The following is a 15,921-nucleotide window of genomic DNA, read 5'->3' as shown; positions in this document are numbered from 1 at the left end:
TGGCGCAGCGGTCGACGAACCGCTGTGCCGTCGTGGGCGCGATCGGTCGCGATACGCGCCCGGTCGAACGACGAGACGGCCGAAAACTGACTACTGAGAGGGAGTGGCGAGATGACCGAGAAGGTCCGGGGCGTGGTGTCGATGAGCAAGGGGGCGCCCACCGAACTGGTCACGATCGTGCTGCCCGACCTGGGACCCAACGACGTCAAGGTCGACATCCAGACCTGCGGTGTGTGCCACACCGACCTCGCCTACCGCGATGGCGGCATCAACGACGAATACCCCTTCCTGCTCGGGCATGAGGCGGCAGGGGTGGTCGCCGAGGTCGGATCCGACGTGACACATGTCGAGGTGGGCGACTTCGTGATCCTCAACTGGCGTGCGGTGTGCGGCGAGTGCCGGGCGTGTAAGCGCGGTCGTCCGTGGTACTGCTTCAACACCCACAACGCCTCGGCACCGATGACACTCGAGGACGGCACCGAGCTGACCGCGGCACTGGGGATCGGCGCATTCGCCGACAAGACCGTGGTGCACGAGGGGCAGTGCACGAAGGTGGCCGCCGACGCCGATCCGGCCGTGGTCGGACTCCTCGGCTGCGGAGTGATGGCCGGACTCGGTGCTGCGGTCAACACCGGCGGGGTGACGCGCGGGGATTCGGTGGCAGTCATCGGCTGCGGCGGTGTGGGCGACGCAGCGATCGCCGGTGCACGCCTGGCCGGCGCGACGACGATCATCGCCGTCGACCGCGATCCGCGAAAGCTGCAGTGGGCCACCGAACTCGGTGCCACGCACACGATCAACGACTCCGAGGTCGACGACGTGGTCGCCGAGATCAAGGAGCTCACCGACGGCAACGGTGCCGATGTGGTCATCGACGCCGTCGGACGGCCCGAGACCTATCGCAACGCCTTCTATGCGCGTGACCTCGCCGGTGTGGTGGTGCTCGTGGGTGTGCCGACGCCGGACAAGACACTCGAGATGCCGCTGGTCGACTTCTTCTCCCACGGCGGTGCGTTGAAGTCCTCGTGGTACGGCGACTGCCTGCCCGAGCGTGATTTCCCCATGTACGTCGATCTCTATCAGCAGGGCCGGCTGCCGTTGGAGAAGTTCGTGACCGAACGGATCGGGATCGACGCCATCGAATCGGCATTCCACAAGATGGAGTCCGGCGAGGTGCTCCGGTCGGTGGTGGTCCTGTGAGCGGACTGCGGGTGGAGAAGGTCGTCACCTCCGGCACGTTCTCCCTCGACGGCGGCACGTGGGATGTCGACAACAACATCTGGATCGTCGGCGACGACTCGGAGGTGGTGATCATCGACGCCGCCCACACCGCCGCGCCGATCATCGACGCCGTCGACGGCCGGACCGTGCGCGCGGTGATCGCCACGCACGGCCACAACGATCACATCACCGTTGCGCCGGAGCTGTCCGATCACTTCGACGCCCCGGTGCTGCTGCATCCGGGTGACGAGATGCTCTGGCAGGACACCCATCCCGGTGTCGGACACGGGGATCTGGCCGACGGACAGCGGATCGCGGTGGCCGGAACCGAGCTCGTGGTGATCAACACCCCCGGTCATTCACCCGGGTCGAGCGTGATCTATTCACCCGAGGCCGGTGTGCTGTTCAGCGGTGACACGCTGTTCAACGGCGGTCCGGGCGCCACCGGCCGCTCGTACTCCAGTTTCCCGACGATCATCGAGTCGATCCGCGACAAGGTGCTGACCCTGCCTGCCGAGACCGTGGTCAACACCGGTCACGGTGATGCGACCTCCGTCGGCGGGGAATCCCCTCATCTGGAGGAGTGGATCGCCCGCGGCCACTGAGTCGCGCGAACCCGTCGGCCCCTGTCTGATTCGGTCGCTGTCTGATTCGGCCCGCTGTCTGAATCGAACCGCTGTCTGATTCAGTCCTTGTCTGGTGCGGGCGGGTGTGGCACGTCGCCGTCGCTGCGCAGTGTCGCGGTGACGGCGACGATGTCGCGTTCGGCCTCCTGCGCCGAAACACCCCAGATCCGACCCGGAAGACGTTCGAGTGTGGCGACTTTGGCGTCGGCGCGGTGGAGGTCGGTGTCGTAGTCGGGTGCGTCGCGGTTGCCGGCCAGTTCCACGAGCTGATCGTCGAGCGCGACCACCGCATCGTCGAGCTGATCGCGCGCGACGCTGGCGCTCTCGTCGCCGCTCACTGTCGGATTCTCGTGCACCGAGGCGATCGCGTACCGGAGGCGTTGGTGCAGAAGGGCTTCGGGTTCGGTCGAATGGGTCCACGACTGGGGGGCGCTGCTCGGGCGACCCGGGACCACGTCGGTCGACGAGGCGAACCGACGAATCCGGCGATCGGAGTCGAGTGCGTACCAGGCCGCGCCGGCGACGATGAGAATCGCGACCACGACGGTGACAATGATGATGGTGATCGCCACTGCGCTCATGACCCGAGTGTAGGGCACCGTCGGTGCCCGGCCAACCACTTCACGTCCGTAGCGCTGTGTCGATCCGCTGGTAACGCCGTGAAGGTGGCAAAGTGGACCCAATGAGCAGCCTTCGGTGTGCGAGACGTCTGTGGCTGCCGTTCGCGCTCGTGGTGGCGATCGCCCCGGCTGCGGCATGTGAGCGCCAGGTGAGCGGAAGTGCGGTGGCCGGCGGAGCGGATCTGACGGTCGTCGGGTCGACGGGGAGCGCGGCTCCGAGCGACGATCCCGGGTCGGGGTTGCAGTCGAGATCGCTGCGAGTCGACGAGTTCCCCGCCGGCTACTCGGCGGCGCAGATCCCCGCGGCGCAAGCCCCGAATCTGCTCAACGACCTCACCGGTGCGCGCCCGGGAGCCACGACCGCACCGGCGGGATGTCTTCCGGACTCTCTCGATCCGACAAAAGCGGTTGTGCTCGACGCGTTGTCGCCCTCCGGGGATGCGCATCTGAGCGTGGTGACCGCGACCGTGGACTCGCCGTTGGCGACGGTGGCCGATCAGGCCCGGCGCTGCCCGAGATACACGGTCACCTCCGGCTCCACGAGGACGTCGGTGGTCACCACGATGCTCCCGCCGGCACCGGTCACCTCGCAGGAATCGATCGCGCTGCGCCGCGAGGTACACCAGCTGAGCGCGCCCACGCAGCCGGTCACCACGTCGACGATCCTCATCGCACAGAACAACGGCATCCGGGTCTATGCGGCATATGTGGGGACCGGCGCCTCCGCCACCCCCGACGGTCAGGCTCTCGACGAGGTCTTCACCAAGGCGGTCAAGCGTTCCCGAGGACAGTGACCCCGTCAGGGTTGGGGACAGATCCGCGAACGTGGACAACTCGTGTTTCGGGCGTGCCGGCGGGCGCTGACAGACGCGACCGGGCGCGACGCTGGGGTCATGACATCCCGACGCCACGTGGTCTCTCTCCACGACATGACCGATCTGCTCACCGCGATACCCGGCATGCTCGGCTTCGTGCCCGAGCGGTCGCTGGTGCTGGTCGCCTTCGAGCCCGACAGCGCCCGCATCGGTGCGAGCATGCGCTTCGACATCCTGCTCGAGGGGCCCGGCGACAAGCTGCTGTCGCCCCATCTGCTCAGCGTGATCGACCACCTCGGTGCGGTCTGCGAACAGCAGGGCTTCGGCGACGTGTTCGCGGTGATCGTCGACGACCGCCACGATGGGCAGTCGGCGGTCTATCGTCGCGTGTTCACCGCGGTCGCTCGCGCGCTGGGGCCGACGTCGTATCTGTGCGTGGGGGTGGTGGTGCCACAGATGATCGCCGGCGCCCGCTGGACCGTCACGCACGCCACGCCCGAACACCTCGGTGACACCGGCGTCATCGGCGATCCCCTCATCTCTCCGATGGCGGTGGCTCAAGCGGTGATCCAGGGTCGCGAAACCCATGCCAGTCGGGCTGACCTGGCCCGCTCCCTGTCGCCTCGCGACGTCGAGGACTGCTCGGAGCCCACATGTGTGGTGCACGGCGACCGGATGGACCTGCCCGATCTCGCACCGGGTGAACTCCTCGCCGAGGCGATCACCGTGATCGCGGCGTTCGACGGTACGCAGACCTGCTGGGAACGCGAGGTGGTGCGACAGGCGCTGGCGCACATACATGTCCGTGACGCGATGATGGCGCTGGCCGTGACCGGGCTGAGTTCCCGCGCCGAACAGGTCTACACCGATCTCGTGAGGGCGCTCGATGGACCCGAACGCGCCCCGGCGGCAACGCTTCTGGGCCACCTCTACTACGTCCAGGGGCATGGCGGGATGGCCGGCACCGCCTTCGAGGTCGCGCTCGCCTCGTGCAGCGACTACAACCTCGCCTGTCTGCTCGACAGTGCGCTCGCGCGGGGAATGCACCCCCGAGAACTCGCCGGGATCATCGACTACAGCTATGACCTCGCCGACGAATTCGGTGTGACACTGCCTGCACCGGAATTGGATTGGGCATGCTGATACACATCCCCGGGTGGATGAGGTCGATGGAAGACGATCGGTCCCGGCTCGATCACCGGCCGACCTCCGCCAGGGTTCGAGCGCCCGGGCTCAGGCGCCAGAGTTCATGCGCCAGGGTTCAGGCGGAGGTGTGCTCGGCGAGGGTCCGGGTGAAGTCCCACGCGTCGGAGACGATGGTGGGCAGTTCGGTGCGCGTGGGCTTCCACCCGAGCTCGGCGATCGCCTTGTCGCTCGAGGCGATGAGCACTGCCGGGTCGCCTGCGCGGCGGGGTGCCTCCTGTACCGGGATGTCGATGCCGGTGACATCCATACATGTCGAGATCACCTCGCGCACAGAGTATCCCGTGCCGCTGCCGAGGTTGTAGACCGCATGACGGCCCGAGATGGCCGACTCGAGTGCCAACAGGTGCGCATCGGCGAGGTCGGCGACGTGGATGTAGTCACGGATCGCGGTGCCATCGTCGGTGGGGAAGTCGGTGCCGAAGATCTTGACGTCCGGACGGATGCCGAGGGCGGCCTGCAACACGATCGGGATCAGATGGGTCTCGATGGCACGATTCTCGCCGGCACCGCCGTAGGCACCCGCGACGTTGAAGTACCGCAGGCTCACCGCGGCCAGGCCGTGTGCATGGCAGTAGTCGGCGATCGCGTGATCGATCGCGAGTTTGGTGGCCCCGTACGGGTTCGTGGGACGGGTCGGCGCCGACTCGACGATCGGCACAACCTCGGGTTCCCCGTAGGTGGCGGCGGTGGAGGAGAAGACGAGCCGCGGAGTGACGGTCTGTCGCATGGCCTCCAGTAGTGCCAGCGTCTCCACGACGTTGCCGTACCAGTAGAGCTCGGGCTTCTCGACGGACTCGCCGACCAGTGAGCGGGCGGCGAAATGCACCACACCGTCGAACGATTCCTCGCCCAGCACGTCGGCGGCCACATCGGCCACGTCGCCCTGGACGAAGCGTGCGCCCGGCGCGACGGCCTCGCGGTTGCCGGTGGACAGATTGTCGATCACCGTGAGTTCGTGGCCGGCCTCGATGAGGACGCGCGAGCACACCGAACCCACGTAGCCGGCGCCGCCGGTGACGAGAAGTCTCATCGGTAGCGTCAGATCTTCTCGACGAAGACGGCGTGTGCCATGTCGCCCGACAGTTCGAGCCCCTCATGTCCGGGTGCATCGACCTTGACCGAGGACGGCGTGACGGTGACGGTCACGCGTGCGTCGGGAACGACGCCTGCCTCCCGCAGAGCCGTGATGACGTCGACGTCGGACTGGGCGTGTTCGGAGAGCCGGCGGACGATCACGGCCACCGGCTCACCCTGGGGCAGGTCGGCCAGACGTGTCGACGCGAACGCGACGGCGGCGGACGAGTCGATGCCCAGCCGTTCGAGTCCGGGGATCGGGTTGCCGTACGGGGAGGTGGTGGGATGGTCGAGCACCTCGACGAGTCGCCGTTCGACGTCCTCGCTCATCACGTGCTCCCAGCGGCACGCCTCGGCGTGCACGTCTTCCCACGGCATCCCGATGATGTCGACCAGCAAGCGCTCGGCCAGGCGGTGTTTGCGCATCACCGACACGGCGAGGGAACGACCCTTGTCGGTGAGCTCGAGGTGGCGGTCTCCGGCGACGTGGACCAGGCCGTCACGCTCCATGCGGGCGACGGTCTGCGACACCGTCGGGCCGCTCTGGTCGAGTCGTTCGGCGATCCGGGCGCGCAGTGGCACCACACCCTCTTCCTCGAGGTCGTAGATCGTGCGCAGGTACATCTCGGTGGTGTCGACAAGATCGTTCACGGCCATCCCTTCGGTCGTGTTCAAGGGTACCCTCCATGTCCGTCAATCCCGGCGCGGTGCGATGCGGTCGGCGCCGGTCCGATCGGCGCAGGTGGACCAGGGTTCGGTCACGTCGCCGTGGGTGCGTGTCCACAGCTCCCTCGACGGCGACAGGACCGAGGGACCGTCGCACGTGGCAGGCGCGGAGTGACAGGGGCGACAGTCGAAAACGCCCATGGCCCCCACGGCCGGCGGCATAGCCTCAGACTGTGAGTGCACACATGTCGCGGGCAGCACGTCGCGGATCCGACACCTCCGGGTTGTCCGAGGGCGTTCCGCTGCCGGATGAGCGCGTCGCAGACCGCGGAGGCCCGGGTGCCGGCGCGGCGCCCAGGCTGTCGGTGGCCGACGGCGGGTCGCCCTCGGATGCGGCGGTGATCTGGAGCGAGGACTTCCTCTCGTACCGGTGGACCCCCGATCATCCGATGAATCCCGTCCGCCTCGCGCTCACCATGTCGCTGGCCCAGAGCATGGGGATCCTCGACGGTGTCGAACCGGATCGGCCGTTCTACGCCGACGACCCGCTGTTGCAGCGTGTGCACGCGCGGTCGTACATCGACGCCGTGCGGGCGGCCGGCAGCGGGATGCCGGGGATGTCGGGGGAGACCCTCGCCCGGCTCTACGGCCTCGGTGACATCGACAACCCGGTGTTCTCGGGTATGCACGAGGCAGCCTCGCTGCTCGTGGGCGGTACCACCGCTGCGGCAGCCGCGATCGCCAACGGTGCGGCTCGTCGGGTGGTCAACATCGCCGGTGGCATGCACCATGCGATGCCGGCACGGGCAGCGGGGTTCTGCATCTACAACGACGCGGCGGTGGCCATTGACTGGCTGCTCGACCACGGCTTCGACCGGATCGCCTACATCGACATCGACGCTCACCACGGCGACGGCGTGCAGTACCGATTTCTGGCAGATCCCCGCGTGCTGACGATCTCACTGCACCAGCACCCGGCCACCTTGTGGCCCGGAACCGGCTGGCCGCATGAGGTGGGTGAACGTGACGGTGCGGGCTATGCGGTGAACCTACCGCTCATGCCCGGAACGCCGGATGTGTTGTGGCTGAGGGCATTCCATGCGGTTGTCCCGTCTCTGGTCAATGCCTTCCGACCGCAGTTGATCGTCAGTCAGTGTGGTGTGGACAGCCACCGCGCCGACCCGCTGACCGATCTGTCACTGACCGTCGACGGTCAACGGTCGGCGATGCTGACGATGCGCGATCTCGCCGACACCCATTGCGACGGACGCTGGCTGGCGGTGGGCGGCGGCGGGTACGGCGTGGTCGACGTGGTCCCGCGCAGCTGGACCCACCTGATCGGTGCGGTACTGCGCCGCGACATCGACCCCGCCACCCCGATCGACGAATCATGGTGTGCCCGAGCACATGCCGCTGCCACCGAGCTCAATCCCGCCTACACCGCCGAGCCGGTGGCGGTGATGACCGACGGCGGGGACACCGACTACGTCGCCTGGGACGGCGATGCCGGGGCGGATCCCCCCGACGGGGTCAGCGAACGCGCCCAGCAGAGCACCGACGCGGCCATCATCGCCACCCGCCGCGCGGTCTTCCCCTACCACGGACTCGATCCGGAGGATCCTCGTGACTGAGCATCAGCAGGCGGATTCGGTGCACACCGACGCCGGGAAACACGGGCCCGCCGATGTGCATGCGCCCGACGTTCCGCCGGGGGAGGTGGTGCGTGAGGCGACCAATCCCGACACTCCCGCACCCGACAAGCGCGGACCATGGGATTTCCCGGCGCACTGGGTGGCCGACGTGCTGGCGTCCGACGGCGGCGTGGTGCATCTGCGTCCCATCACCCCCGACGACGCCGACGGACTGCTGCGGTTCCATTCGCGGCTGAGTGAGCGCACCCGGTACATGCGGTATTTCGGGCCGTATCCGACCATCCCGCCGCGCGATCTGGCCCGGATGACCACGGTCGACCATCACGACCGCGTGGCGCTGGTCGCGGTGCTCGGCGGTGAGATCATCGCCGTCGGCGTGTACGAGAGTCTCAAGGCCGAAGGCAAGGCCACCACCGCGGAGGTGGCTTTCGTGGTGGCCGACGAACACCAGGGTCGCGGACTCGGACCGATCCTGCTCGAACATCTCGCCGGGGCGGCCGCGGAGAACGGTTTCGAGCGGTTCACCGCCGACGTGCTGGCCGAGAACCCCTACATGGTCGGCGTGTTCCGGGACGCGGGCTATCAGCTCTCGCGCAGCTTCGACGGCAGCACCGTGAACGTCGAGTTCACCATCGACCCCACCGAGGCACTGCTGACCGTGCGCAACGCCCGCGAGCGTGCCTCCGAGGCCCGCAGCGTGACGAATATGCTGCGGCCCACCTCGGTGGCGGTGATCGGCGCATCCACCGACCCCAAGAAGGTCGGCAACGCCCTGCTGGCCAACATCGTCGAGCACGGCTTCACTGGTCCGGTGTATCCGGTCAACGCCGAGGCGCGCGCGGTGCGCGGGATACGCGCCTATCCGACCGTCCGCGACATCCCCGACCCGGTGGACCTCGCGGTGGTCGCGGTGCCGGCCGGCACGATGGACGAGGTGCTCGCCGACTGTCTGCACAAGGGTGTCAAGACGCTGCTGGTGATCTCGTCGGGCTTCGGTGAGAGTGGCGCCTCGGGTATGGAATCCGAACGGCGCCTGGTGAAGTCGGTGCGAGAGCACGGGATGCGACTGGTCGGGCCGAACGCGCTGGGGGTGGCCAACAACGATCCGAGCGTGGCACTCAACGCGACCCTGGCGCCGCATGTGCCGGGCCGCGGGCGGATCGGATTCTTCTGTCAGTCGGGTGCGTTGGGGATCGCGATCCTCGACGCGGCGGCCCGGCGCCAGCTGGGTCTGTCGACCTTCGTCTCGGCCGGCAACAGGGCCGACCTGTCGGGTAACGACATGTTGCAGTACTGGGACTCCGACGAGACGACCGACGTGGTCCTGCTCTATCTCGAGTCGTTCGGTAACCCGCGTAAGTTCTACCGGCTCGCACGGGATGTGGCGCGGCACAAGCCGATTGTCGCGGTGAAGCTGGGTCGCGAGGCGCTGCCGCCGACCCAGGCCGCGCACGACTCGACCCTCGACGACGAGTCCGCCCGTGCCATCCTCGCCGAGGCCGGTGTCATCCAGGTGCGGTCGATCGAGGAGCTCTTCGACACCGCGATGGTCTTCGCCTACCAGCCGCTGCCGGCCGGACGTCGGGTCCGGGTGGTGGGTAACTCCACGGTCCTCGCGTCGCTCGCGATGGGGGAGGCGGCGGGATTCGGGCTCACCAACGCCGGACAGGTCGACCTGGGCCCGGGTGCAGGCGCCGACCAGTTCCGCACCGCGCTCGCCGAGGCGCTCGCCGATGACGACGTCGATGCGGTGATCGTGGTGTTCGTGCCGCCGGTCGCCGTCGCTCCTGACGAATATGCGCAGGCACTGATGGCGGCCAGCCAGGGTGCCACCAAACCCGTGGTCACCACCTTCCTGGCCGTCACCGGTATCGCACCGGGACTCACCGTCCGCGACACCGACGGCGCCCCGGCGCGCGGGTCGCTGCCGTCGTACTCGGGTCCCGAACGTGCGGCAGCGGCACTGGGGCGGTCCTGGCGTTACGCGGAGTGGCTCGCGCGGCCGGAGTCACCCATCGTGCGACCCAGCGGCATCGACGCCGAACGGGCTCGCGAATACGTTCGCGAGGCGATCAGCGGCGCGACCCCGGGACGGTCGATCACCCTCGACGACATCGGGTCGTCGCCGGTGCTAGCCAGCTACGGCATCGAGGTCACCCCGTTCCGGGAGGTGACCACCGCGGCGGCGGCCGTCGACGCCGCCATCGCGCTCGGTTTTCCGGTGGCCGTGAAGGCCAAGTCGCCGTACTGGCGTGGCCGGCTCGACCGCGAGGGCGCGCGGCTGGACCTGTCGGACACCACGTCGGTGGCCGCGGCGTTCACCGAGCTGACCCTGCTCACCGGCGATCGCACCATGCAGGTCCAGCAGATGGCACCCAAGGGTGTCGGGACCGCCGTCCGGGTGCGCGACGACCCGTCGTTCGGTTCGCTGATCTCGCTGGGGCTGGCCGGGGTCACCTTCGACGTACTGGGCGATCGTGCCTACCGCGGCACGCCGCTGACCGAGAGTGAGGCCTGGCGGCTGGTGAACGCGCCGCGGTCGGCACCGCTGCTGGCCGGGTATCGCGGCCAGCCACCCGTCGACCGCGCCGCGCTGGTCGATCTGCTCATCCGGGTGTCGACCCTGGTCGACGACATCCCCGAGGTCCGGGGTGTGGTGCTCGACCCGGTGCTGGTGAGCACCGCCGGCGCCGCGGTGCTCAATGCGTCCATACGGCTGGGCCCGGAGCCGACACGTGTGGTCGATTCCGGGCCCAGAAGGCTTCGCTGACAGGGGGGCATCAGCGTCGCCTCGCGCCCCCGCGCCGGCGCGGGACGTCTGTGCAGTTGTGTCGTCGACGCCGTGACCGCCTCAGGCGGGCCGCCACGGCGTCATGGCGTGAGGGTGCTCAGCCGACGTACGAGCTCAGCTGGCGTAGGAGCGCAGGCGCTCGGCACGCTCGCCCTGACGAAGTTTGGCCATCACCTCGCGCTCGATCTGACGCACGCGTTCACGTGACAACCCGAACAGGCGGCCGATCTGGTCGAGGGTGCGGGGCTGTCCGTCGTCGAGACCGAAGCGCAGCCGGATCACCTGCTGCTCGCGCTCATCGAGGGTCGCGAGCACGCTGCGCACATCCGAGTGCAGCAGACCCGCGATCACGGCGCTCTCGGCCGAGGTGGCCTCGGCGTCCTCGATGAAGTCGCCCAGCGGCGCCTCCTCGTCGCTGCCGACCGGCATGTCCAGGCTCACCGGGTCGCGGCTGTGATCGAGCAGATCGGCGATCTTCTCGGCCGGGATGCCCGACTCGTTGGCCAGCTCCTCGTCGGTGGCCTCGCGACCGAGCTGCTGATGGAGTTCACGCTTGATGCGCGCGAGCTTGTTCACCTGTTCCACGAGGTGGACGGGCAGCCGGATGGTGCGGCTCTGATCGGCCATACCGCGGGTGATGGCCTGCCGGATCCACCAGGTCGCGTAGGTGGAGAACTTGAAACCCTTGGCGTAGTCGAACTTCTCCATCGCGCGGATCAACCCGAGGTTGCCCTCCTGGATGAGGTCGAGCAGCGGCATGCCACGTCCGGTGTAGCGCTTGGCCAGCGACACGACCAGACGGAGATTGGCCTCGAGAAGGTGCGACCGGGCGGCCTCGCCCTGTCGGACCACGATGGCCAGATCCCGCTTCTTCGCCGCAGTCAGGCGCTTCTTGGTGGCGAGAATGTGCTTGGCGTAGAGACCGGCCTCGATCTGCTTGGCCAGCTCCACCTCCTGCTCGGCGTTGAGCAACGCGGTACGGCCGATGCCGTTGAGGTAGACGCGGACTAGATCGGCCGCGGGGCTTTGGGCATCCAGGTCCGCATCCGTCATGGCCGGCCGGATGGACTCCTGTGTCTCGACGTCCTTGATCCGGGTGGTGGTGGCGGTGGTGCGTTGCATGTCGGCCTCCTGCAGAGTGCGAATGACTTCATGAGGTTCAACGGCGCACATACCGAGAAAAGTTCCCGGTGGTGGATTTGAGAAGACTGTCTGACCTGCATCTATGCGGCGACGTACTGAGAAGTTGCTGAGAGATGATTAAGGTGTTCCGGCACTCGGCGCGATCCGGGCATGCAGACCGGACCGCCTGGCGTCAGCGCAGAAAGCCGTGGCGGATGAGGTCGGTGAGCACCGAGTGCACGGTGGCCGCGTCCAGATCGGCGCCGGTGGCGGCCTCGAGTAAGGCCACCGTGTCACCCACCGACAGCCCGTCGCGACGCAGACCGGCCAGCAGCGCGGTCACGATGTCGTCGGTCTCGTGCGACCACCGCGGCCCGTCGGTGCGATGCAGACGCGCGACGATCCGATCCCATGCGGGACCCTGCGGTCCGTCGGGTGAGTCACGTGCATCGGGTGCGGTGAGTGCGGAGACCTCCTCGAGCACCACGGTCGGCGGCGCCTGCAGGTGTGCGTCGGCCAGGTCGGTGGTCCTCAGCAGTTCGGTGCGGGCGAAACAGTCCGCCGCTTCGGGACCGAGCGGGTCGTCGAACGGCTGCATCATCTCCTCGGCGATCACCTCGGAGGGCCCGTCGACCCGGCGCAGATAGACGAACCCGAAGCCGACGGCACGTACGCCACTGCGCTCGAAGTGTTCGAGCCACTCGTCGGAGAGTGTGGCGCCCGCGCCCGTGCGGGGGTCGTAGCCCGCATCGCGCAGCCACGTTCCGACATACAGTGCGGGGTCGGCCACGTCGCGCTGCAGGATCCACGCCTGCACACCGTCGTCGGGAACCCACGAGGCGACGCGCTCGCGCCAGTCGTCGGAGGTGATCGCCCACGATGCGAGCAGGCTGGCCGTCCCGCCCTCGGTGAGGTGATCGGCGGCCTGCGAGATGACGATCTGACTGGCTCCGTCGAGGTCGAGTCCAGAATCGCGGTAGCTGTGCGTGACACGCGGTGGTCCCACCACGAACGGCGGGTTGGCCACGATGCGGTCGAACCGTTGACCGGCCACCGGTTCGAACCACGGACCGCGCGCGAGGTCGACCTGGGTGGCGTCGATGCGGTTGATCGCAAGTCCGGCGCGGGCCATGGCCAGCGACCGATCGGTGATGTCGGTGGCGGTGACGTGGTCGGCGTAGTCCAGGGCCGCCACGGCCTGCACGCCGCAACCGGTTCCGAGATCCAAGACGCGGTGACACGGTTCGGCGATCGTGGCCGTCAGCAGCGACAGTGAGGCATGACCCACGCCCAGCACGTGATCCTCGCCGATCTCGACCGGCCGCATGCTGCCGTCGAGATCGGAGAACAGCCATCGGGTTCCGTGGCCGATGTCGAGCGGCCGCACGTCGACGGCGGTCCGCACCATCGTGTCGTCCGTGTCATCGGGGCCGGGGTCGGCGCGGTCATCGGGGTCGGTGAGCAGCAGGCCACAGGCGAGAGCGTCGGTGACCTCGAGCGGCGCGATCGCTGCGGCGACCTCCGCACGATTCAGGGTGTCGGCCAGTAGGAACAGTCTGATCAGGGTGCCCAATTCGGCGAGACCGCGGGCGGCTCGTCGAACCGGTACCGGCTCACCGCGCCCGAGCGCGGCGTGGACGTCGGGGCCGAGGGCGTCGAGGATGCCGTCGGCGTCGAAGTGGTGGGCGTCGAAGGCCTCGCGCAACGGTTCGGCGATCAGATACAGCTTCGCCACGTCGCCCGAGCCGGGGCCGGCGGTGGTCACTCGCCGCGGTTGCGCTGTTCGAGCCGCCAGAGAGCGGCTTCGGCGGAGTTCTCGGGGTAGGGGCTTCCCGTCGAGGTGGACGCCGGCGATCCGGCTCCCCGCGCGGACTTCCCCGATCCGCGTCCGCTGCGCGGTGCGTCAGCGCCCGTTTCGGTGAAGGGGCCGTCGGTGTGGGAAGCGTCGGTGTACGTGCCGTAGCCGTTGTCGTCGAAGTCGAACCGGCCTCGCGGTGCGCCGAGTCCCTGCGGTCCGGTGTCGCGCGGTGCGTACTTGTACCGGGGGACCTCGCCGCGGCGGCGCGGCGGGCGGTCGTTGGCGATGAGCACGGCCATCCACGGGATCGGGATGGACACGGCCACGATCGCCAGCGCCCACAGACCGGATCCGGTGGTCGCGTAGACGATCCCGGCGATCACCAGAGCGGGGATGCGGATGGCCATCATGGCGAGATATTTGCGCACCCGTTCCCGATGCTGATCGTCCTGGGACGTCTCGGCTTCGGTGATGAGGATCGGCGTGCGATCGGACTCTCGTGCCACGTCCTCCACTGTTCCACTTTCATCGGTGTGACGCACGCCTCGCCCGTGGTCAGAACCGTTGAGACGGGTGCGGTGTGGGTACCCGTGTGGCAGATGTGGTGCCCGGACGCGGTGTGAGTGCCGGCCGGCCCGCGCGCGGCGCAGCGTCGGTGCGGACGACCGGGCGCAGGGGGCACAATGGCAGGTATGGGTACCCAGACGATCGAACGTCCGGACGTCCGGACCGACGAGACCACCGAAGACGACACTCCCGACGTATTCCACTACGTCAAGAAGAACAAGATCGCCGAGAGCGCGGTCATGGGCACGCGCGTGGTAGCGCTGTGCGGTGAGGTGTTCCCGGTGACGAAGTCGCCGAAGCCCGGATCACCGGTGTGCGGGAAATGCAAGAAGATCTACGAACGGATGAAGAAGGACGAGTGACCGGCCGACCTCAGTCGTCGGGAGCACGCCGATCGTCGGGTGTGCGCGGGTCGTAGGGCGTGTGCTGTTCCACGCGTCGCCGCGGCCTGCCCTCCGGCGCGGCCGGTGACCCGTGCGCGGGTCCCTGTGAGCGTGCCCGGTCGGTGACGAGTCGTCGCCGACCGGGCATCGCTGTTCTCGTGCCGGGGATCCCGGGATCCGATGATCCGGGTCGTCGGATCCGGGCGTCGGGCGTACTGCCCGCCGTGTCCGGCCCGCTGGTCTCGCTTCGTCGCCCCGCGTCTGCGTGTATCCGGTCGTTGTCCGGGACGGATGAGGCCGGGGCACACGGCTCTGGGGCCCGTGACTGCGGGGACCGGGCAGAGTCGGAGGGGTGGGGCGACGAGGTGCGCCGGATGGGGCCGGTCGGCAGTTTCGTCGGCCACACCTTGATTTGTTCGCTGATGTCGGCGGTCTGAGCGGCCATCCAGTCGCGCACCTGGTCGACATGGGTCGGTCCGGCCGGCCACATCTGCTGGATCACCGCGTTCAGCTCGGCTCCCAGGATCACCGAGAAGCCGAGGAAGAAGGTGAACAACAGGAAGGCGATCGGCGCTGCGAGCGCCCCGTAGGTGTAGCCGGTCGACGTCACGTAGGCGAGGTAGATGCGCAGGATCGTGGAGGCGCACCAGAAGACGACGCCGGCCAGGATCGCCCCGATCATCAGTCGGTGCCACGGCAGCGGTTTGGGCAGCGCGACTCGATACAGCGTCGTCAGCGCGATCACCAGCAGCAGACCGACCGCGGGGAAGTAGCCGTACTCGATGATGTGCGTCGACAACGGATGCCAGGAGTCGGGCACGATCCGACCGATGTAAGTGGGTCCGAGTGCAACCATCGGCAGCACGAAGACCGCCCCGATCAGAAAGAAGACATACAGGCCGAGTGCGAATATGCGCTGCCACACCGGATTCCGGACGGTGTGCTGATCATGCGCGGCGACGATCGAGTCGACGAAACTCGACACCGCCGACGAGCCCGCCCACAGCGACAACACGAAGCCGACCGAGATGATCTCGGCGCGTCCACGCCCCAGCACGTTGTCGACGGTGGGGGAGATGATCTGCGTCACCACGTCCTCGGAGAAGGTGCGGTTGGCGAACCCGATGATGCGCGAGTGAACGATGTCGATCGTGTCGGGTCCGAAGAGGCCGCCGATGTAGCCGATCGTCCCGAGCAGACCCAGCAGCAGCGGAGGCAGCGACAGCGTCTGCCAGAACGCGGCCTGCGCCGATCGGCCGAAGATCGAACCGTTCCAGGACTCCACGATGGTCCGCCAGATCACGAATCCGATGACCCGCACGACCCCCCGCGGACGCGTCGGCTCGCCGCGGTGACCGGTCGACGCCCCCGCGGTCGGTG

General features: G+C 68.3%; 13 protein-coding genes and 1 pseudogene. 7 read left to right on the top strand and 7 right to left on the bottom strand.

What is annotated here, in order from left to right:
- Nucleotides 1-111 precede the first annotated feature (111 nt).
- The gene (locus IEW22_RS06215; RefSeq protein WP_188585733.1) at nucleotides 112-1,200 is read left to right on the top strand and encodes an S-(hydroxymethyl)mycothiol dehydrogenase; all 1,089 of its coding nucleotides are present in this window, start codon (nucleotides 112-114) and stop codon (nucleotides 1,198-1,200) included.
- A complete protein-coding gene (locus IEW22_RS06210; protein WP_188585732.1) occupies nucleotides 1,197-1,826 on the top strand; it encodes an MBL fold metallo-hydrolase in 630 nt (209 codons plus the stop codon). Before IEW22_RS06215 ends, IEW22_RS06210 begins: the two co-directional genes overlap by 4 nt.
- An 80-nt stretch (nucleotides 1,827-1,906) precedes the next feature.
- On the opposite strand, the gene IEW22_RS06205 is transcribed toward IEW22_RS06210, so the two are convergent.
- Nucleotides 1,907-2,428, bottom strand: coding sequence for a hypothetical protein (locus IEW22_RS06205; RefSeq protein WP_188585731.1), 522 nt, complete (start codon nucleotides 2,426-2,428; stop codon nucleotides 1,907-1,909).
- A gap of 101 nt (nucleotides 2,429-2,529) precedes the next feature.
- Between IEW22_RS06205 and IEW22_RS06200 the strand changes: the two genes are divergently transcribed.
- Entirely contained in the window at nucleotides 2,530-3,261 is a 732-nt protein-coding gene (locus IEW22_RS06200; protein ID WP_188585730.1) for a DUF5642 family protein, read from the top strand.
- A gap of 99 nt (nucleotides 3,262-3,360) precedes the next feature.
- A complete protein-coding gene (locus IEW22_RS06195; protein ID WP_188585729.1) occupies nucleotides 3,361-4,425 on the top strand; it encodes a DUF4192 domain-containing protein in 1,065 nt (354 codons plus the stop codon).
- Between the two features lie 118 nt (nucleotides 4,426-4,543).
- Here IEW22_RS06195 and galE read toward each other — a convergent pair whose 3' ends face one another.
- Nucleotides 4,544-5,518, bottom strand: a complete 975-nt coding sequence (gene galE / locus IEW22_RS06190; RefSeq protein WP_188585728.1) for a UDP-glucose 4-epimerase GalE — start codon at nucleotides 5,516-5,518, stop codon at nucleotides 4,544-4,546.
- 8 nt (nucleotides 5,519-5,526) lie between these two features.
- Nucleotides 5,527-6,213, bottom strand: coding sequence for a metal-dependent transcriptional regulator (locus IEW22_RS06185; protein WP_188585848.1), 687 nt, complete (start codon nucleotides 6,211-6,213; stop codon nucleotides 5,527-5,529).
- Nucleotides 6,214-6,461: 248 nt separating this feature from the next.
- Between IEW22_RS06185 and IEW22_RS06180 the strand changes: the two genes are divergently transcribed.
- Complete coding sequence (locus IEW22_RS06180) at nucleotides 6,462-7,859, top strand: acetoin utilization protein AcuC (RefSeq protein ID WP_229742225.1); 1,398 nt, start codon at nucleotides 6,462-6,464, stop codon at nucleotides 7,857-7,859.
- Nucleotides 7,852-10,650, top strand: coding sequence for a bifunctional acetate--CoA ligase family protein/GNAT family N-acetyltransferase (locus IEW22_RS06175; RefSeq protein WP_373284137.1), 2,799 nt, complete (start codon nucleotides 7,852-7,854; stop codon nucleotides 10,648-10,650). The genes IEW22_RS06180 and IEW22_RS06175 overlap by 8 nt, the downstream gene beginning before the upstream one ends.
- Before the next feature lie 135 nt (nucleotides 10,651-10,785).
- Here IEW22_RS06175 and IEW22_RS06170 read toward each other — a convergent pair whose 3' ends face one another.
- The 3 genes and pseudogenes from IEW22_RS06170 to IEW22_RS20005 all read right to left on the bottom strand — a co-directional run.
- Entirely contained in the window at nucleotides 10,786-11,793 is a 1,008-nt protein-coding gene (locus IEW22_RS06170) for a sigma-70 family RNA polymerase sigma factor (RefSeq protein ID WP_188585727.1), read from the bottom strand.
- Between the two features lie 193 nt (nucleotides 11,794-11,986).
- Nucleotides 11,987-13,558 (bottom strand): DUF7782 domain-containing protein, encoded by a 1,572-nt coding sequence (locus IEW22_RS06165; protein WP_229742224.1) that lies wholly within the window; start codon nucleotides 13,556-13,558, stop codon nucleotides 11,987-11,989.
- Between the two features lie 266 nt (nucleotides 13,559-13,824).
- Nucleotides 13,825-14,097 (bottom strand): annotated as a pseudogene (locus IEW22_RS20005) (DUF3099 domain-containing protein); the annotation flags it as partial.
- A 186-nt stretch (nucleotides 14,098-14,283) separates the two neighbouring features.
- Here IEW22_RS20005 and IEW22_RS06155 point away from each other — a divergent pair.
- Nucleotides 14,284-14,520: a DUF3039 domain-containing protein gene (locus tag IEW22_RS06155; RefSeq protein ID WP_188585725.1), complete on the top strand. Its 237-nt coding sequence runs from the start codon at nucleotides 14,284-14,286 to the stop codon at nucleotides 14,518-14,520.
- Nucleotides 14,521-14,530: 10 nt separating this feature from the next.
- On the opposite strand, the gene IEW22_RS06150 is transcribed toward IEW22_RS06155, so the two are convergent.
- Entirely contained in the window at nucleotides 14,531-15,862 is a 1,332-nt protein-coding gene (locus IEW22_RS06150) for a YihY/virulence factor BrkB family protein (protein ID WP_229742223.1), read from the bottom strand.
- Nucleotides 15,863-15,921: the final 59 nt, after the last annotated feature.

The sequence above is a fragment of the Gordonia jinhuaensis genome, from assembly GCF_014639795.1.
GTDB classification, from domain to species: domain Bacteria; phylum Actinomycetota; class Actinomycetes; order Mycobacteriales; family Mycobacteriaceae; genus Gordonia_B; species Gordonia_B jinhuaensis.
The sequence above is the reverse complement of the archived record's forward strand: the minus strand, read 5'-3'. Positions and strand labels throughout refer to the sequence as shown.